The sequence below is a fragment of the Listeria cossartiae subsp. cossartiae genome, assembly GCF_014224155.1.
Classification (GTDB): domain Bacteria; phylum Bacillota; class Bacilli; order Lactobacillales; family Listeriaceae; genus Listeria; species Listeria cossartiae.
This window is the reverse complement of the sequence record NZ_JAASUI010000001.1, coordinates 1,126,530-1,146,478: the sequence shown is the minus strand read 5'-3', so window position 1 is coordinate 1,146,478 and position 19,949 is coordinate 1,126,530. Positions and strand designations below refer to the sequence as shown.

16 protein-coding genes are annotated in these 19,949 nt (G+C 38.7%); all 16 read right to left on the bottom strand.

Going from position 1 to position 19,949, the window contains the following annotated elements; all coding sequences use genetic code 11:
• Positions 1 to 16: 16 nt before the first annotated feature.
• Positions 17 to 763, bottom strand: a complete 747-nt coding sequence (gene pflA / locus HCJ30_RS05870; protein ID WP_185391338.1) for a pyruvate formate-lyase-activating protein — start codon at positions 761 to 763, stop codon at positions 17 to 19.
• Between the two features lie 75 nt (positions 764 to 838).
• Positions 839 to 3,070, bottom strand: coding sequence for a formate C-acetyltransferase (gene pflB, locus HCJ30_RS05865; RefSeq protein ID WP_185391337.1), 2,232 nt, complete (start codon positions 3,068 to 3,070; stop codon positions 839 to 841).
• 427 nt (positions 3,071 to 3,497) lie between these two features.
• Positions 3,498 to 4,046 (bottom strand): glycerol-3-phosphate responsive antiterminator, encoded by a 549-nt coding sequence (locus tag HCJ30_RS05860; RefSeq protein ID WP_185391336.1) that lies wholly within the window; start codon positions 4,044 to 4,046, stop codon positions 3,498 to 3,500.
• A 16-nt stretch (positions 4,047 to 4,062) separates the two neighbouring features.
• Positions 4,063 to 5,874 carry a DNA mismatch repair endonuclease MutL gene (mutL, locus tag HCJ30_RS05855; RefSeq protein WP_185391335.1) on the bottom strand — a complete coding sequence of 604 codons (1,812 nt, stop codon included), beginning with the start codon at positions 5,872 to 5,874 and terminating at the stop codon, positions 4,063 to 4,065.
• A gap of 21 nt (positions 5,875 to 5,895) precedes the next feature.
• Positions 5,896 to 8,478, bottom strand: a complete 2,583-nt coding sequence (gene mutS, locus HCJ30_RS05850; RefSeq protein ID WP_185391334.1) for a DNA mismatch repair protein MutS — start codon at positions 8,476 to 8,478, stop codon at positions 5,896 to 5,898.
• Between the two features lie 109 nt (positions 8,479 to 8,587).
• Complete coding sequence (locus HCJ30_RS05845; protein WP_008947779.1) at positions 8,588 to 8,950, bottom strand: YlbF/YmcA family competence regulator; 363 nt, start codon at positions 8,948 to 8,950, stop codon at positions 8,588 to 8,590.
• A gap of 16 nt (positions 8,951 to 8,966) precedes the next feature.
• Positions 8,967 to 9,770 (bottom strand): TIGR00282 family metallophosphoesterase, encoded by an 804-nt coding sequence (locus HCJ30_RS05840; protein WP_185391333.1) that lies wholly within the window; start codon positions 9,768 to 9,770, stop codon positions 8,967 to 8,969.
• 4 nt (positions 9,771 to 9,774) lie between these two features.
• The gene (locus tag HCJ30_RS05835; protein ID WP_185391332.1) at positions 9,775 to 10,272 is read right to left on the bottom strand and encodes a GNAT family N-acetyltransferase; all 498 of its coding nucleotides are present in this window, start codon (positions 10,270 to 10,272) and stop codon (positions 9,775 to 9,777) included.
• Between the two features lie 114 nt (positions 10,273 to 10,386).
• Entirely contained in the window at positions 10,387 to 11,949 is a 1,563-nt protein-coding gene (gene rny, locus HCJ30_RS05830; RefSeq protein WP_003721904.1) for a ribonuclease Y, read from the bottom strand.
• Between the two features lie 300 nt (positions 11,950 to 12,249).
• Positions 12,250 to 13,293, bottom strand: a complete 1,044-nt coding sequence (recA, locus tag HCJ30_RS05825) for a recombinase RecA (protein ID WP_008947774.1) — start codon at positions 13,291 to 13,293, stop codon at positions 12,250 to 12,252.
• A gap of 269 nt (positions 13,294 to 13,562) precedes the next feature.
• Positions 13,563 to 14,810, bottom strand: a complete 1,248-nt coding sequence (locus HCJ30_RS05820; RefSeq protein ID WP_185391331.1) for a competence/damage-inducible protein A — start codon at positions 14,808 to 14,810, stop codon at positions 13,563 to 13,565.
• 67 nt (positions 14,811 to 14,877) lie between these two features.
• The gene (gene pgsA, locus HCJ30_RS05815; protein WP_003723921.1) at positions 14,878 to 15,456 is read right to left on the bottom strand and encodes a CDP-diacylglycerol--glycerol-3-phosphate 3-phosphatidyltransferase; all 579 of its coding nucleotides are present in this window, start codon (positions 15,454 to 15,456) and stop codon (positions 14,878 to 14,880) included.
• Between the two features lie 90 nt (positions 15,457 to 15,546).
• The gene (locus HCJ30_RS05810; protein WP_185391330.1) at positions 15,547 to 16,476 is read right to left on the bottom strand and encodes a helix-turn-helix domain-containing protein; all 930 of its coding nucleotides are present in this window, start codon (positions 16,474 to 16,476) and stop codon (positions 15,547 to 15,549) included.
• Positions 16,477 to 16,527: 51 nt separating this feature from the next.
• Complete coding sequence (ymfI, locus tag HCJ30_RS05805; RefSeq protein WP_185391329.1) at positions 16,528 to 17,259, bottom strand: elongation factor P 5-aminopentanone reductase; 732 nt, start codon at positions 17,257 to 17,259, stop codon at positions 16,528 to 16,530.
• A gap of 92 nt (positions 17,260 to 17,351) precedes the next feature.
• Positions 17,352 to 18,638 (bottom strand): EF-P 5-aminopentanol modification-associated protein YfmH, encoded by a 1,287-nt coding sequence (gene yfmH / locus HCJ30_RS05800; protein ID WP_185391328.1) that lies wholly within the window; start codon positions 18,636 to 18,638, stop codon positions 17,352 to 17,354.
• Positions 18,619 to 19,911, bottom strand: a complete 1,293-nt coding sequence (gene yfmF, locus HCJ30_RS05795; protein WP_185391327.1) for an EF-P 5-aminopentanol modification-associated protein YfmF — start codon at positions 19,909 to 19,911, stop codon at positions 18,619 to 18,621. The genes yfmH and yfmF overlap by 20 nt, the downstream gene beginning before the upstream one ends.
• Positions 19,912 to 19,949: the final 38 nt, after the last annotated feature.

The following is a 19,949-nucleotide window of genomic DNA, read 5'->3' as shown; positions in this document are numbered from 1 at the left end:
CTTCGCCGGTTTTTTACTATTTATAACTACTAGTTTCTAAAATTTTATTAGCCATTGCCACTACTTCTTCTTCTGGAGCTTCGATACCTTCTAACGGATAACGAATGCCCATTTCTTTCCATTTGTAAACACCCATTGTATGGTATGGAAGTACATCCACTTGTTTTACGTTCGGAAGCGTTTGAATGAATTCGTGTAGCTTGGTTAAATCTTCTGGATCATCGGTTTTCGTTGGAATTAGCACGTGTCTAATCCAAATTGGTTGTTCTTTATCACGTAAATAATGAGCAAAATCAATAATTGGCGCATTGGATTTGGTCGTCAGTTTTAAATGCTTTTCTGGGTTAATTTGTTTAATATCCAGTAAAATTAAATCTGTTACTTCCATCAAACGGTCTAATTTCTCGATAAATTCAGGATCACGTGTGAAACAACCACCGCAAGAGTCAATCGTTGTATGAATCCCTGCTGCTTTACAAAGCGTGAAGAACTCAATTAGGAAATCTACTTGAAGTAATGGTTCACCGCCACTAACTGTAACGCCGCCGCCAGAAGCATCCCAAAACTCTTTATACTTAATTGCTTCGTCAAATACATCTTGGGCAGAACGTTCTGTGCCAGTACCAATTTTCCAAGTATCGGGATTATGACAAAATTGGCAACGAAGTAAACACCCCTGCATGAAAACAATAAAGCGGATACCTGGACCGTCTACTGTTCCCATTGTTTCTACTGAATGAACTCTTCCTAAAACCTCTGTCATAATTCTCCTCTTCCTTTCCTAAATAACAAGGATTGCTACGGTGAGCAATCCTTGTCAAAGCGTTCTCGCCTGATATTACATAGATTCGTGCATTGTACGGTGAATAACGTCTAATTGTTGTTCACGTGTTAATTTAATGAAGTTAACTGCATATCCAGAAACACGGATAGTTAATTGTGGGTATTCTTCTGGGTGATCCATCGCATCTAGTAACGTATCACGATTGAATACGTTGATGTTTAAGTGATGTCCCATTTTTGTGGAATAACCATCAAGCATTGCAACTAAGTTATTGATTTGAGATTCATCTTCGCGACCTAAAGCTTTCGGTACGATAGAGAATGTGTTCGAAATACCATCTTGACCATATTCGTAAGGAAGTTTAGCAACAGAAGATAGAGAAGCTAAAGCGCCTTTTGTATCACGGCCGTGCATTGGGTTCGCACCTGGTGCAAATGGTTCGCCAGCACGACGTCCGTCTGGTGTATTACCAGTTTTCTTACCATAAACTACGTTAGAAGTAATTGTAAGAACAGAAGTTGTGTGAACTGCATCACGGTAAGTTTTATGTTTTCTTACTTTAGTCATGAATGTTTTTAGAAGTTCTACTGCGATTTCATCTACACGGTCATCATTGTTTCCGTATTTAGGATAGTCGCCTTCAATTGCATAATCAACAACGATGCCGTCTTCGTCACGAATTGGGCGAACAGTTGCGTATTTAATAGCAGATAAGGAGTCAGCTGCAACAGAAAGTCCAGCGATACCAGTTGCCATTGTACGTAATACTTCTGTATCATGTAAAGCCATTTCGATACGTTCGTAAGCGTATTTATCATGCATATAGTGAATTACATTTAGTGTATTAAGGTAAAGTTCAGCAATCCATTCCATCATTGCATCATATTTTTCCATTACTTCTTTGTAATCTAATACGTCGCCTTCAACTGGACGGTAAGCTGGTCCAACTTGAGCTTTAGATTTTTCGTCGACACCACCATTGATTGCATAAAGAAGTGTTTTAGCAAGGTTGGCACGAGCACCAAAGAATTGCATTTGTTTACCAACGCGCATTGCGGATACACAACATGCGATTGCATAGTCGTCTCCCCATTTAGGGCGCATAACATCATCATTTTCGTATTGAATAGCAGATGTTTTGATAGACATTTTAGCACAGAATTTCTTGAATCCTGATGGTAAATGAGTGGACCAAAGTACAGTTAAGTTTGGCTCTGGAGCTGGTCCTAAGTTGTCTAATGTGTGTAAGAAACGGAATGAGTTTTTCGTTACAAGTGGAACGCCTTCTTCTGTGATACCACCGATGGATTCAGTAACCCAAGTTGGATCTCCAGAGAATAATTCGTTGTAATCTGGTGTACGAGCAAATTTTACAAGACGTAATTTCATGATGAAGTGGTCAACGATTTCTTGCGCTTCTTCTTCTGTAATTAAGCCATTGCGAAGATCACGTTCTACATAAATATCAAGGAATGTAGATGTACGACCTAAGCTCATTGCCGCACCATTTTGTTCTTTGATTGCTGCTAAGTAACCAAGGTATAACCATTGGAAAGCTTCTTGAGCAGTTTTAGCTGGGCGACCAAGATCGAAACCATGTTTTTCGCCTAGTACTTTTAATTCGCCAAGAGCACGAATTTGTTCGTTAAGTTCTTCACGTTGACGGATAACGTCATCGCTCATTGTACGTAAACCTGTATTGTTTAAATCTTGTTTCTTTTGTTTGATTAAGAAGTCTACACCGTAAAGTGCTACACGACGGTAGTCACCGATAATACGTCCACGACCATAAGCATCTGGAAGACCAGTGATTACGCCAGATTTACGAGCTGCGCGCATTTCAGCTGTATAAGCATCAAATACACCTTGGTTATGTGTTTTACGGTATTCAGAGAAAATATGGCTAATTTCTTCGTCTACTTTAAAACCATAAGATTCAGCTGCAACTTCTGCCATACGGATTCCGCCGAATGGTTGTAAAGCGCGTTTGAAAGGTACGTCAGTTTGAACGCCGACAACTTTTTCTAAATCTTTATTTAAGTAACCTGGGTCATGTGAAGTGATGGTTGAAACGATTTTGGTATCCATATCCAGTACGCCACCGTTTTCACGTTCTTTTTTAGTTAAGTCCATTACTTGATCCCAAAGTTTTGTAGTTGCTTCGGTTGGGCCAACTAAGAAAGTGTCGTCACCGTCATATAAGCGATAGTTTTTTAAGATAAAGTCACGTACATCTACTTCTTGTTGCCAGTTACCACCTGCGAATTCATACCATTGTTCAGTCATCATATAACCTCCATTTATTGTTCATTCTCGAGCGTGCTTGTTTGAGCAAACTGATTTATAAATAATCTACACTGTTATCATAACATATTCTCCAAAAAATGCTACAGTTTTGTGCAATATTTTTCAAACTTTTTTATGACTTTTTTGTGACATTTTAATTTATAAAGGGCGTTATCGTCTATGTAAAGCCATTCTCCTAGTTTATCATGATTCTAATTTTGTTTTTATTTTAATCCTTTATTTTTACTGTACCACTTCAAACACCCCTATCTGTTATGATACAGTTTGAAAAACCTTTATTTCTATAGAACAGTTGGAAAACGCTTAAACCCTTGCAGTTCAAAGCTTTTCAGCAATATATAGCGTTTTCATTGTTTTTCATAAAAAAAGAGCTAAGCCGTTAATGCTACACGACTTAGCTTCTGTTTCACCATAAATATTTATTGGATGTTGTAACGGCGATTGCCCCGCTCGCGATTACTTGATCAACTTGCTCGCTCGTTTCAATTAATCCACCTGCAATAACAGGGATATGCAGTTTTTGCGTCATTTTTTGTACTTGTTCTGGGATAATCCCTGGTAAAAGTTCAATACAATCTGGTTGCACTTTTTGAATCAAGGCTACTCCTTTGTTGTAAGCACTTGAATCAATCATGAAAAGACGTTGAATTGCTAGCATTTTGTGCTGTTTTGCTTTCATAATGGCATTTCCTCTAGTCGAGATAATTCCATCTGGACAAATTTCTTTGCACAAAAAGTCGATTGCGTAATCATCGTTTTTCAAGCCATTCACTAAATCGGCGTGTAGTAAAACTTTTTTCCCGCTAGCTTGCGCGTATTTGACTAAAGATTTGAGTTGAGCAACATGCGTTTCGAGCATCACCATATAAGTCAAATCAAGTTCTAAAATTTTCTCCATATCTTTTTGATTATGTGCAGCTGGGATGATAGATTGACCGGAAAATGGTAATTCCAAGTTTTTTCCTCCTCTTTTACATGACACGTTTAAACATTTTTTCTAGTTCATAGGTCGAATACTGAATAATCACGGGCCGACCATGTGGACAAGTGAATGGATCGCTCGCTTCTCTAAGTGTGTCGAGTAACGCTTCCATATCTTGCGTTGTTAAATAATGATTGGCTTTAATTGATTTTTTACAGCTCATCATAATCGCTGTATCTTCTCTTAGTTTATGAATACTGATACTTGGTGCGGATAATGCTTCGTCGATAATTTCGCGGAGCATCTCTTCTTCTTGATCTTTTGGAAACCAAGCTGGGTGCGCACGAATGATAAAGCTATTTTGTCCGAAGTTTTCTAGGAATACACCCACTTCTTCTAGTTTAACTTTTTGTTCTTCTAAGCGAACATATTCATCTGCCGGGAACTCGAGCACAATCGGTACTAGTAGTTCTTGCAATTCGCGGCTAACTTCGCCGATTTTTTCACGGTAGAATTCGTACTTAATTCGTTCTTGTGCCGCATGTTGATCAATGATATATAAACCATTTTCATTCTGAGCAAAAATGTACGTAGCGTGCATTTGACCGATTGGGTACATTTTTGGGATGCGCTCTTTCGGTTGTTCTGCATGCTCCGTTTGAGGTGCTGATTCGTATGGCGGCATCGTTTCTAAAATAAAGTCGTCTTCCCGCGGAGCATCCTCATCGGAAGGAACATATTCTGGAATAGCCGGTTTGGAAAAAAGGGTTGGTACTTCTTTCGGCGGTTTATTCTCTTCAAAGGACATTTGAATTTGCTCGGATTTTTGAACTTCTTTTTGCTTTTTAGAAATTTCACCATCTGGAATTAGTTGTAACTTATGAAAGGCAGCTTTAATCATTTGACTAATAAGCTGACCAAGCTCTTTTTCTTTACTTAAACGGACTTCTAACTTTGCAGGGTGAACGTTGACATCTACAATAATCGGGTCCATTTCAATTTGTAAAACGATAATCGGAAAGCGACCAATCGGTAAAAGCGTGTGGTAACCTTCTTGAATGGCTTTTACTAATGCAAAATTTTTAATAAAACGGCCGTTGATAATGGTCGAAATATAATTACGATTGGAACGATTCACTTCTGGTAACACGGCGTATCCGGAAATTTTAAAATCGAGTGACTCCGCTTTGACAGGGATCGATTTTTTCGCAATTGAAACACCGTAAATCGCAGCAATCACTTGACGTAAATCACCATTGCCGTTAGTTTGCAGTAATGGTTTCCCGTTGTGCGAAAAGCGGAAACTGATATCCGGATGTGCTAAAGCTAGGCGATTGAGAATGTCGGTGATATTACCTAGTTCTGTTGGTAAGCTTTTTAAATATTTGAGGCGGGCTGGCGTATTAAAGAATAACTGGGATACTTCGATTTGTGTCCCTTTTCTAGCGTGCCCGCTTTTTTGTTCGATGATTTTCCCGCCTTCTAAGGAAATCGTTGTCCCTTTAGTTTCTCCGGTAGAAGTTTCCAGTGACAAATGGGAAACTGAGGCGATACTTGGAAGTGCCTCGCCGCGGAATCCCAGAGTATGCACGCGGAATAAATCTGCTTCGTTTTTGATTTTACTTGTGGCGTGGCGCAAGAAGGCTGTTGCAACGTCTTCTTCTTCAATGCCGCTACCATTATCAATAATAGTAATTTTATTCAATCCCGCTTCTTCCACTAGAATATCGATGACCGTACTTTTTGCATCAATAGCATTTTCTACTAATTCTTTGACAACAGAAGCAGGGCGCTCGACTACTTCTCCGGCAGCTATTTTATTGGATAAAGCATCCGTTAATTCGACAATATGTTTAGCCATTTAAAAACCCGCCTTTCTATTTTAATGGACTTTACTTTGAAGTTCGTATAGTTTGTTCATTGCATCCATTGGCGTCATTTGCATAATGTTCATAGAAGCAATTTCTTTTAGTAGTTTGGTTTCTTTCGATGATGCTTTTTTCTCTGGCTCTACTGGGAACATGGATAGTTGAACTTCTTCGTGAACTTGTTCTGGTTGTTTGTCGTTTGTGATAATTATTTTCTTATCGTCGCTTTCAAGCTGTTCTAAAATACGGCTTGCTCGTTCGATTAATGATTTTGGTAGTTCCGCTAACTCAGCGACATGAATCCCGTAACTTTTATCTGCTGGGCCTTCTTTAATTTTATGAAGGAATACTACTTTACCATTTTCTTCAACGGCGCTAACATGAATATTTTGCAGACCTCTTAGCTCTTTCTCGAGATCTGTTAGTTCATGGTAATGTGTGGAGAAAAGTGTTTTAGCATGGACGTTTTCATGGATATATTCAATGATCGCTTGCGCAAGTGCCATTCCATCATAAGTAGCTGTCCCGCGACCAATTTCATCAAATAAGATTAAACTGTCTTTTGTCGCATGGACGATGGCATTTCTCGCTTCCAGCATCTCGACCATGAACGTACTTTGGCCGGCGATTAAATCATCCGCTGCACCAATTCGTGTGAAAATCTGGTCAAAAATTGGTAATGTCGCTTCTTCGGCAGGAACAAAGCAACCGACTTGCGCACAAATTGCCGTTAAGGCTACTTGGCGCATGTACGTACTTTTACCTGACATATTAGGACCAGTTATAAGCAAGATTTCCCGATTTTCATCTAAATCACAGTCATTTGCGACATAACTTTGCGCCCCCATTACTTTTTCTACAACCGGGTGGCGACCTTGTTTAACGTGCAAGGAACCGTCTTCGCTGAGTGTCGGACGAATGAAATGGTTTTTCTCGCTAATATCTGCAAAACTTTGCAGACAATCGATTTCACTTACAGACTTCGCTAATTTTTGCAGACGTTCTATGTAGTCTTTTACCATTTCGCGTACTTCTGTAAATAATTGGTATTCTAACTCCATGCTCTTTTCTTCCGCATCTAAAATGAGTTTTTCTTTTTCTTTTAGTTCTGGTGTAATATAACGTTCGGCATTCGTTAGCGTCTGCTTACGCTCGTAGCGGCCTTCTGGGAGCAAATGCGTGTTTGCTCGGGTAACTTCAATATAATAGCCAAATACGCGGTTAAAGCCTACCTTCATCGTTTTAATGCCCGTTAGTTCGCGTTCTTTCCGTTCTAATTCAGCAATCCACGTTTTTCCGTTACGACTTGCATCGCGGTACGTATCTAATTGGCTGTTATAGCCGTCTTTAATAATCCCGCCTTCACGAATGGAAATCGGCGCGGAATCCATAATGGCATCTTCCAGTTTTTCCGTTAATTCTTCACACGGATCTAATTGATTCGCAAGTTCTGTGAGACTCTCGCTATTCATCGATAATAGCGTTGCACGAATGCGTGGAATTTGATATAACGAATTCCTCAGTTGTACTAAATCGCGCGCATTGACATTTCCATATGCAACTCGACCGGCAAGGCGTTCTAGGTCGTATACATTTTTCAAGTTTTCTACTAACTCTAAGCGTTCGAAAAAGTGAGCCATTAGTTCACTAACATCATTTTGACGTTCGATAATTTTTTTGCGGTCAATTAGTGGACGGTCAATCCATTGTTTGAGCATTCTCCCGCCCATAGCTGTTTGCGTATTATCTAAAAGCCATAGCAGCGTGCCTTGACGTCCTTTACCACGAATCGACTCTGCTAATTCTAAATTGCGTTTGGAATAATAGTCCATTTTCATGTAATTGCTCGTTTCGTAATGAACAGCTTGTTGCAAATGACCTAAATCCCGCTTTTGCGTTTCTTTTAAGTAATGTAGTAATTTGCCGATAGCTCGTTTTTCTGATAATGACATATGGCGCGTTACTAATTTCTCATTTTCGGCTGGAATCGTATCTTCTTCGTGCACAGAAAAAGTTAAACCTAGTTGCTCCTTCATGACATCTGAAAGCACTTCTTTTTCCGAGGAAGAAACAATCAATTCTCTTGTTGAAAGTGTCGTTAGCTCATTAATCAAACGATCTTCGCTAGCTTCAATAACGGTTGATTTTAATTCACCTGTCGATAAGTCGGAATAAGCAAAGCCATACTCTTTGCCTTCATAGCAATAAAGGGAAGCAATATAGTTATTTTCTTTTGCTTTTAAGCCGCGTTCATCCATAACGGTTCCTGGTGAAATCAATTGCACTACTTCACGCTTCACCATGCCTTTCGTCGTTTTAGGATCCTCGACTTGTTCACAAATAGCTACTTTATATCCTTTTTCGATTAACGTATCAATATAACCGCTCGCCGAATGATATGGAACTCCGCACATCGGGATTTTCTCTTTCGTTCCACCTTCACGACCAGTTAATGTAATTTCTAAAATTTGAGAAGCATTCAGTGCATCCTCAAAAAACATTTCATAAAAATCTCCTAAACGGAAAAATAAGAAAGCATCTTGATATTTGTCTTTGATCTCCAAGTATTGCTTAATCATCGGTGTATATTCTGTCATTATCTCATCATCCCTTACTTCTTTTTCATCCTCTCATTATAGCATAAACTTTCATTCTCCCGCGACCACAAAAGAAAAAAACTGCCGGTGTTTTGGCAGTTTTAAAAGGTTAATTTTCTTTTTCAAGCTCGGTTGTGACTTTTGTTGTAATCTCCGTTGTAATTGACTGCAAAAGATCATTGGCGTCTTCTTGTGCGCGTCTGAATTCTGTTACAATCGGGAGTGAGTCAATGTCTGCACGAACGTTATCAATTTGGTTCTCGGTTTGCTTCATTGCTTCGAGTTTTTGATAATGTTCTAAGTTGACTGCTTCTTTTTGAAGTAACTTTATTTTAGAAACTTTCGCTGATACTTTAGAATTGGCATTTATTCTCTCTTCGGCAATCCGGTAAAAAGATACTTCTTCCGTTTGTTGCAATGCATCACGAAGTTCGGTTGCTTTTTTCATGATTTCTTCTTTTGAAACTGTCACAATTTCATCTCCATTCTTAATCAAAGGAAAATGGGTGGTCTTCATTGATGAGAATTCGGTCAATTTTTTGTGCTCTTCCAGTATTTTCGTCAAGCGTGATCAAACAGCCAGACAAGACTGCACGGCCTGTTTTAGGAACTTCGAATCTTGTTGGTAAAGCTGTTTTAAAACGACGAATAACGGCTTCCTTTTCCATTCCAAGGATAGCATCGTACGGACCAGTCATACCAGTATCCGTCAAATAAGCAGTTCCTTCTGGAAGAATGCGGTTATCAGACGTTTGCACATGGGTATGCGTGCCAACCACAGCAGTCACCCGGCCATCTAAATACCAGCCCATTGCTTCTTTTTCACTTGTTGTTTCCGCATGAAAGTCCACGAAGATAATGTTAGTGCGTTTTTTCGCTTCTTCGATCAATGCATCCATTTTACGGAATGGGTCATCTAAATCCGCTAAGAAAGTTCGACCTTGCATGTTGATAACAGCAATTTCATGTTGATTGCTTTTCACAAAAACCATACCAGTTCCGGGAGTCGTATCATCCGGAAAGTTGGCAGGGCGCACTAAGTATTTAGCATCCTCGATAAACTCAAAAATATCACGATTGTCCCAAGTGTGATTTCCAAGCGTGACTGCATTAGCACCAAGTTCTAGGAAATCTTTATAAATTTTCTCTGTGATTCCACGACCACTTGCTGCGTTTTCGCCGTTAATCACGGTGATTGTTGGTTTATATTTTTTCTTTAATTGTGGTAAATATTCTGTAATGGCATCGCGGCCGATGGAGCCGACAACATCACCGATAAATAGTATTTTCATTTTGTTATTCTCCGTTTCTATTACTTCTACGTTCTAATAATGCGACATCCCGAAAAACACCATTCATTTCACCTAATTTTTCATGAACGCACAATGTTTGGAAGCCATATGTATGGTGAAGCGCAATACTAGCTTTATTCTCTGGAAAAATTAAGGATTGCAATGTCCAGAAGCCATTTTGTTCACTTGTCTGGATGATTTCATGCATCAGTGCTTTTCCAACGCCTTTTCCACGAGCGCTTTTTGCTATATAAATGCTTAACTCAGCTACTCCGCGATAAGCATGCATACTTGAAAATGGTAGTAATGCCGCCCAGCCAATTACTTCGTCGTTCATTAAGACAACTAATCGACAAGCTTTTAAGTACTTTTCATCCCACGCTTCTAACGTAAGTGTTTTTTCTTGAAAAGTAGCATTTCCTGTATCGATGCCTTCTTGGTGAACCGCAGCAACGCCAGGATAGTGTTCTTTTAGCATCGGCAAAATTTTCCACTCACTCAAAAACTCCGCCTCCCTTTTTCGTTTATCTTTTGATTATACCGTTCTTACGCAAGCTAGGCAACCGATTAAAAAAAGATACACCGCAAAATAAATTTGCGATGTATCTCTTCATTATTATTTAGCGTATTCAACTGCTCTTGTTTCACGAATTACAGTCACTTTGATGTGACCCGGGTAATCTAATTCCTCTTCAATTCGTTTTCTTATGTCACGAGCTAGGCGGTAAGAAGAAAGATCATCAATTGTATCTGGTTCAACGATGATACGTACTTCACGTCCTGCTTGGATTGCATAAGATTTTTCTACACCATCGTAAGACTCAGAAATTTCTTCTAATTTTTCTAAACGACGAATGTAATTTTCAAGCGTTTCACTACGAGCTCCTGGTCTTGCAGCAGAAAGTGCATCCGCCGCTGCAACCAATACTGCGATAACAGAAGTCGCTTCTGTATCTCCGTGATGGGAAGCAATACTATTGATTACCACATCATTTTCTTTGTATTTGGTAGCAAGTTCCACGCCAATTTCAACGTGACTGCCTTCAATTTCATGGTCAATTGCTTTACCGATGTCATGAAGTAGTCCGGCCCGTTTAGCAAGCGTAACGTCTTCGCCAAGCTCTCCTGCAAGAATTCCTGCAAGTTTCGAAACTTCGAGCGAGTGGTTAAGAACGTTTTGTCCGTAACTAGTACGGTAACGCAAGCGGCCAAGAATTTTTATCAAATCAGGATGAATGGAATGAATTCCAACTTCAAATGTTGCTTGTTCCCCGACTTCACGAATGTGTTCGTCCACCTCTTTACGGGCTTTGTCCACCATTTCTTCAATTCGAGCTGGATGGATTCTTCCATCTTGAACAAGTTTTTCTAAGGCGATTCTAGCGATTTCACGTCGAATTGGATCAAATCCGGAAAGTATAACTGCTTCCGGCGTATCATCAATTATCAAATCAATCCCTGTTAGTGTCTCAAGCGTACGGATATTACGTCCTTCACGTCCGATAATCCGTCCTTTCATCTCATCATTTGGTAAGGTAACAACAGATACCGTTGTTTCTGCCACATGATCAGCTGCACAACGCTGGATAGCTAGTGAGAGAATATTCTTTGCTTTTTTATCCGACTCTTCCTTGGCCCGGTTTTCTGATTCTTTGACCATGATAGCTGTATCATGTGTTAATTCCTCTTCTACCTGGTTAAGGATGATAGATTTCGCTTCTTCTTTGCTGAGCGCAGAAATTCTTTCAAGTTCTGTCTGCTCCGCTTGAATCATCTCAGCTAGTTTGCTTTCTTTCTCTTCAATTTGTTGTTGACGTTTACTGATACTCTCCTCTTTTCTTTCAAGTGTAGCTTCTCGTTTACTTAAAGAAGTATCTTTACGGTCGAGGTTTTCCTCCCTTTGCAATAAGCGATTTTCTGCTTTCTGTGTCTCTGTTCTTCGCCCACGAAGTTCATTTTCGATTTCAGTACGTAACCTATGATTCTCTTCCTTCGCTTCAAGCAATGCTTCTTTTTTTGTAGTTTCTGCTTCTTTCTTTGCATCTTCTACAATTAATTCAGCAGTCCCCCTTGCAGCAGCCAGTTTTTTCTCTGTACTAGATTTAAAAATTAGAGAACCAACAACTAGACCGACGATTAAGAAAAGCAAACTGGAGATGATCGTGATTGCGATTGTCATCCTTACACCTCCTTTGCTATTCAATTTTCGTTATTGTTATGTCGGTGGCCAGAATTCTGGCACATGCGTATTTTTCATCAACAACCGAGTGCTAATCTCCCCATTCAGTTGAAGCCGATTTTCAAAGGAAAAACTTCCCCCTTGTCTCCCAGCAATATAAAATATACAACTTAATTTTATAGGTCAAAGCATACAATGTCAAGGAAAGGAATGAAATGTCAGCTTATTTTCCTTAGTTTTTTTAAAATAACAAAAAATACGCGACAGGAAGTAAATTCCCATCACGTATTTAGCAATTATTTATTCATCATCTAGTAAGCTTAAAGTTTCTTCGTTTTCGTCAAGAGGTTCTTTGTTGCCATCAATTTCGTATTCTTCACGAACGCGTTTAGAAATCTCATCACGAATATCAGTGTGTTCTTTCAGATATTGTTTGGCATTCTCACGGCCTTGACCGATACGTTCTTCTTTATAAGAATACCATGAACCACTCTTATTGATTACGTCCACTTCAGCGGCCATATCAACAAGCTCGCCTTCGCGTGAAATACCTTCACCGTACATGATGTCTACTTCAGCAATACGGAATGGTGGTGCTACTTTGTTTTTTACGACTTTGATTTTTGTTTTGTTACCCATTACGTCTGTACCTTGTTTCAGTTGTTCAGCACGTCTAACTTCTAAACGAACAGTCGAGTAGAATTTAAGCGCACGTCCACCTGGAGTAATCTCTGGGTTACCGAACATAACGCCGACTTTTTCACGAATTTGGTTAATGAAGATAGCAATGGTTTTTGATTTATTAATAACACCAGAAAGTTTACGTAATGCTTGAGACATTAAACGAGCTTGTAAACCAACGTGTGCATCACCCATCTCACCTTCGATTTCAGCACGTGGTACAAGTGCTGCAACAGAGTCAATTACTAACATATCCACTGCGCCACTTCTAACTAAAGCTTCTGCAATCTCTAATGCTTGCTCTCCTGTATCTGGTTGGGATAATAATAATTCATCAATGTTTACACCAAGATTTTTGGCATAAGCTGGATCTAACGCGTGCTCTGCATCGATAAATGCTGCTGTTCCGCCTTGCGCTTGTACTTCTGCAATCGCGTGAAGTGCAACTGTTGTTTTACCAGAACTCTCTGGTCCGTATACTTCAATAATACGACCACGAGGGTATCCGCCAACTCCTAAAGCAATATCTAATGCTAATGAACCACTAGAAATAGTAGATATATTTTGATCTGAATGTTCCCCTAATTTCATAATGGAACCTTTACCGAATTGTTTTTCAATTTGTTTTAAAGCTTGGTCTAATGCCGCTTGACGATCATTCACAATGTTGCCTCCTTCATAAATATCCTAATAGCTGTTTTTCTACTTCTTCTCTCTCAAAAAACAGTCAGAATGTTTTTCCTAGAATTACTATAACGCATTTTAGAGTGAGAAGCAAGCAAAAAGCGAACATTTATTCGTATTTTTTATTTTGTGTAAGCACCGGCTGCTTTCTTTCCCATTATAACGGGATTTCCGGCGTTCGTCTAATACTTTTTTATTGCTTATTTTTGATTTTTTCAGGCTGTTTCTTCATTTTCTACTAGCGAAAATCATTTATTTGTATCTAAAAACTGCTTAATCAACTGAAATCCTTGCATTACTGCGCGGCGACGATTGTGGTTTCTATCTCTTCCATACACAAATTGATACGCTTCTGTTTTGTGACCTTTCACGCTCAATCCAATCCAAATAGTCCCTGCTGGATGTCCTTCTAAACTATCAGGCCCCGCAACACCTGTAAAACTAACACCGATATCAGTATTACAAAGGCGACTTACATTTTCAGCCATTTCTTTTGCGCATTCCTCGCTTACAACGCCTTTTTCTTTTATTGTTTGAGGGGAAACTTCTAAAATAGATTGTTTCGCTTCTGCACTGTAAGTTACCATTCCACCTTTGAAAATTTTAGAAATGCCGGGGAAACGAGCAATTTCGGCTTGGAATAAGCCAGCAGTGAAACTTTCTGCAGCTGAAATTGTGAGTTCTTTCTCTAGTAGCATTGCCGTCACTAATTCAGATAAAGAAACTTCTCCGTAACCATATAAAAAAGTGCCATCGCGACGAAGTATTTCTTGTTCGGTATCGCGAACGAGTGCGCTTGCTTCTTCTTGTGTTTTAGCAGTTGCCGTAATTCGGACAACTACTTCATTATCGCCAGCATAAGTCGCAATTGTTGGGTTGACTTGTGTAATAATTAAATCATTTAAATCAGCCGCTAATTGGGATTCTCCAATGCCAAAAAAGCGCAAAATTTTGGATTCTAAAATGTTTTGATCACCACTTTCGCTTAAAAGTAGTGGATTTGCATAACTCGTAAACATTGGCTTCATTTCAGACGGTGGTCCTGGAAGTAATACATAGGTATGTTTGTTCTCTTTCAAGTACATCCCAGCCGCAAAACCATAGTCGTTATTTAGAACAATGGAATCTTCAATAATAACCGCTTGCAACTTATTATTTTCCGTCATTGGTTTATTTCTGGAAGCGAAATACTCGGTAATTTTGTGCATGTGGTATTCATCTTCTACTAATTGTTTTTGTAAATGGGCGGCTAAAATTTGTTTCGTAATATCGTCTTCTGTCGGTCCAAGTCCACCTGTGAAAATTAAAATATCACTGCGTTTTTCAGCAATCTCAATCACTTCTTTTAAACGTGCTGGATTATCCCCAACGACTGTGTGATGGTATACATATATTCCGTCAGCAGCTAATTCTTGTGAAATAAATGCTGCATTAGAATTCACAATTTGTCCAAGTAATAGCTCTGTTCCTACTGCAATAATCTCTGCACTTGCCATTATGTTTCATCCCCATTTCATTTTTTGTATAGAAAAAAAGCACACAATGGTATGCTTTTTTTATTTATTACATAGAACCTTTGAATACGCCACGGTTTTTGTAGAAATAGTCGATCCCTGACCATACAGCAAAGAATGCACATACATATAAGAAAACTAAATCCACGCGAATGCCAGTCCAAGCAAATGGGAAATTGTTTAGTAACATTAGCGGGATAGCAATCATTTGTGTGAATGTTTTAATTTTCCCAAGTTGACCAGCTGCAAGCACTTCGCCGCCTTCCACTAGTAGTAAACGAAGACCGGTAACAGCTAGCTCACGGCTAATAATTAAAATAACTACCCAAGACGGCGCGATATGCATTTCTACAAGAATAATGAACGCTGCCGCTACGAGTAATTTATCTGCCATTGGATCTGCAAACTTCCCGAAATTGGTAATCAAGTTATACTTACGCGCTAAATGTCCATCAAACCAGTCTGTAAGGGCTGCTACGATGAAAATAATCGTTGCTACTAAACTTGTAACTGGAATAGTCGAATCAAGCCAAGTAACGCTCCCCCAGTCAAATGGTACAACACAAAGAATGACGAAAATAGGTATCATAAAAATGCGAATAACCGTCAATTTATTTGGTAAATTCATCTTTTTCTCTCCTTTTTTACATTTAAAAAGTATGTAATTATAAAAAATGTTGGCGAAATCTAATGAGCAGATTTCGCCATATAAAACAAATTATTCAGCATCTGAGCTAGTATCGCTCGCTTCTAAGTTAATTGTTAAGACTTGTTTAACAAGATCCGGCGCTAGTTCCAGCTGTTTGCCATTGATTTTAACGGTAGTAACAGGAGAATTTCCGATAACGATAGAAACTGTCTTGTTGTCGCCTAAATCAATTTCAGTAGATGGATTTTGCGTGGACAATGTTATATTTTGAATCGTGCTGCCATTTGCATCGGAAACGCCGATCCATGAATCACCTGTTGCGCTAAGTGATAAAGTCATTTTATCGGTATTTTTCACTGTATACGTAGTGGCATTACCCGATGTTTCTCCTTTAGTCACTTCCACTTCTTTCGGTGTATCTTCTGTTTTTTCCGTTGTATCTGATGATTTATCTTCGTCAGATGTCGTATCTTTTTTCTCTGTATCTTTACTTGTGTCCTCGTTTTTTGTGGAATCTTCTACTTTTACAGTAGGATTACTTGTGTCTGTTTTTACTTTCTCTGTGGAATTATCTTGTTTATTAAGCAAGAAGAACCATACGATGAAAAGAATAAAAACGATAAATAAAGCGATAAGGATTTTTGGTAAAATATCAAAGAAACGATTACGAGCGTTACTCTGATTGCCTACAGCTTGTGCAGGAATTGGATTTCTTTTACTTTGAACGCGTGTTGGCTCGTTATTTACTACTTCTTGTTGCGGTGTTTCAGGAACTTCGCTTTCAAACTCGTCAAAAAGCGTTGTGCTATCGAGCCCAACTGCCTCTGCATATTGTTTAATAAATGCCCTTGCATAAAATTTTCCAGGCATTACCGCATAATTTCCTTCTTCAATCGCTACTAAATAACGTTTTTGAATTTTCGTTATTTGTTGCAAGTCATCTAAACTGAGTCCTTTTTCACGTCTAGCTTGTTTCAGTTTATCACCGAGTTCTGTCAAAATTAAACACCTACCATTACTAATTTCAAATTTCCATTTTTTTGCTAAAAATTACATAAGCCAACCGCCATTTAAGCGCAAAACTTCTCCAGTGATATAGCTTGCTTTTTTACTTGTTAAAAATTCTACAGTTTCTGCAATTTCTTCGGGTTTTGCAAAACGTTTTAAAGGGATTTCTTGACGTAACACTTCCTTCTCATCGTCTGCAAATTGATCCATCATTTTTGTTTCTACAACTCCTGGAGTCACTGCATTAACGGTTATTCCAGACAGTCCTACTTCTTGGCTTAGCGCACGGCAAAAGGCTATTTGTGCACCTTTTACAGTGGAGTACGCTACTTCCATCGACGCACCAATTTCTCCCCATATTGAACTAATGAAAATAATTCTTCCTTGGCTACTTTTCATTAGCTTTGGCATAAAAGTACGGATTAATTTCATCGGCATGAACATATGAACATTCCACAGTTCAGCTATAATTGTATCTGTAGTATCCTGGAATAAACTATAGTGAGCCTGCCCTGCTGCATGAATAAAAGCATCTACTTGAAAAACTTGCTTTTCCATTTCTGCTAAACTTGCTAAATCATCAAAATCAGCTTGAATAAGTATTACATCTACTTCTTCTGCTTGTAATTGTGGCAATAATGTTTCTACTGCTTGTTTATTTTGATAATAGTGAAGATACAAGTTCCAGCCAGCTTTCGCAAGGGATAAACAAATTGCTTGTCCAATCTCTCCGCTAGCACCAGTTACAAAAGCATATTTTATCTCTTTATCCAAAAAAAGGCAACCCTTTCCAGTCTATTTCTTTTATGATAGCATGACTCAGGAATTTATGCCATTTTTTATACTAAAAAAAGACATAAATTTGTTTATTGCTCTGGAAGTAATTGGAAACTCGTTGTCCGCTCTTCTTCATCCAAGTTTTTAACGAAATGATTTACTTCTTCTAAAGTCACTTTTTCCATTAAAGGTAAAATATCAAATAAAGAGGCTGATTTCATAACGTATTGGCTAAATTGGTTCGCGATAAACTCTGGTGAATTCAGTGAACGTAAAAATTGGCCGATGCGTTTGCGTTTAACGAGCGCTAAATCTGCTTCGTTTAAACCATTTTTAGCTGCTGCTTGAATGGCTTCTTTGATTTTGGTCGTTTGTTTATCTGGGTCTTTTGCATCTCCACCGACAAGCACGAATGAAAAGCTATCTTGAAGTGTATAATCATAGCCGAATGTGTCATCAATGATTCCTTCGTTATATAGCTTCAAGTAGGTGTCAGAGGTTGTACCGAATAGCATTTCTAAAGCAACATCCCCGATAATTTCTTGTTTTAATGCCGCTTGTCCTTCCAAGGAACCGATATCTTCTTTAATTCCAACTAAGTTTTTAGCGATTTGAACTGGAAAATGGATTTTGCGTTCTTTTACCGCAACGGTTTTCGGTTCTTCTGGGAAATGGCGTTTGATTGGTGCAGCTTCAGCAAATTCTTTTTTCGCTTGGTTGGCACGAATTTGGTCCATCATTTGTTCAGGTTCTAAGTTTCCTACAACGAAAAGGACCATGTTGCTCGGATGATAGAACGTGTTATAACAAAGGTAAAGTAAATCTTTGTTAATTTCCGCGATGGATTCGACTGTTCCCGCGATATCAATTTTTACTGGGTGATGATGATACATGTTTTCAATTACGCCAAAATAAGCGCGAAAATCTGGATCGTCATCATACATTCTGATTTCTTGACCGATAATGCCTTTTTCTTTTTCGACAGTTTCTTCGGTGAAATATGGCTCTTGTACGAAATCAATTAACGTTTCCAAGTTTTCTTCTACGCGAGAAGTACTTGAGAAAAGATACGCTGTTTTGGTAAAAGAGGTGAATGCGTTCGTAAATGCGCCCTTTTCGCCGAATTTGAAGAATACATCGCCGTCTTCTTTTTCAAACATTTTATGTTCTAAGAAATGGGCAATGCCGTCTGGAACTTTCGTGAATTCGGTTTCGCCAATTGGGACGAAGTTGTTATCGATTGCCCCGTAATTTGTTGTGAATACGGCATAAGTCTTACTAAATCCTTGTTTTGGAAGGAGATACACTTGTAAGCCATTTGCCATTTTTTCATGAAAGACTGCTTCTTTTACTTGCTCAAATGTGATTTTTTCCATGAAGTTCTTCTCCTCCCTTGCTCAAGAAATAAATAGTATCTGGTTTAATTTTATTGATGGCAGCAACTACTTCTTCTTTCGTCGCTTGTTTGATTTTTGCAATCCAATTCTCTAAGTCTAAGTTAGCTTCGCGTAAAACATTGTTGTACACGAGTTCAATTAGGCCTTGCGCTTGGTCATTTGTTTCAAGCAGTTGGTTAATGAGCATTTCTTTTGTTTGGTTTAATTCATCTTCTGTAAAATCGCCTTGTTTCATTGCGACGACTTGTTCTTCGATAATTGACAATGCTTGCTCGTAATTCACTTCATCGATTCCAGCTGAAATAATCATGTAGCCTTTGAAAGAATCAATTCGGCTAGAAGCGTAATAAGCTAGACTTGCTTTTTCACGCACATTGATGAAGATTTTGGAGTTTGCAAATCCGCCAAGCAGTCCGTTCGCAAGTTGAAGCGCCACAAAATCATCGTCTCCAAATAACGTTTCAGTTTGATAACCAAGTACAAGTTTCCCTTGGTTGATTGCTTGTTGCTCGTGAATCACACGCACTTCTTTCGGCGCTTCTTTTGTATAAAAAACACCTTTTCGTTCAGCACGCGGCGCAAAAGCCATTTTTTCGATAAGCGGCATGACTTCTTCTGTTGCCACATCTCCGCAAATGAATATTTCGACCGTATCTTCTGCGATAAATTGTAGATAGTAATCGTACAAATCTTTCGCTGTGATAGCGTCAATATCTTCTAAGATCCCGGCTGAACCAAAGCGAAACGCATCGTCTTGGAACATTTCTTCTATCAATCGTTTGGAGGCAAAACGGATTTTATCATCATAAATGCCTTCTAAACTACTTTTTAAATTCGCTTTTTCACGAGCAAGCGTTTCTTCATTAAAGGCACCATTTGCTACGTTTGGATGGAATAATGCTTGTTCTATAAACGCAAATGCATCTTTTAAAATATGATTTCCATCGGATACATATTGGCCGTCTATCATATCAAAAATCACGGTTAATACATGTTCATTGCCTTTTTTGGCAGTAGTCGTATAAAAATTGGCACCATAAAGATTCGCTAACTTTTTTCTAAAATCCGTTTGAGTTGGATATTTTTCACTATTTGTTTCTAATAATATCGAAAGTAAAGCCCGTTTAGTTACTGTTTCTCTTTCTAATGGAGCGCGAAATTTAAAAACAATTTTATTGGATTTATATTTTTGGGTTGGAACAATTGTCAGAGCAACTGGGCCAACTTTTTCTTGAAATATTTTGTCTGTCATTATAATGCTCCTTTCAAGCAATGATCTCACTTTCCTAT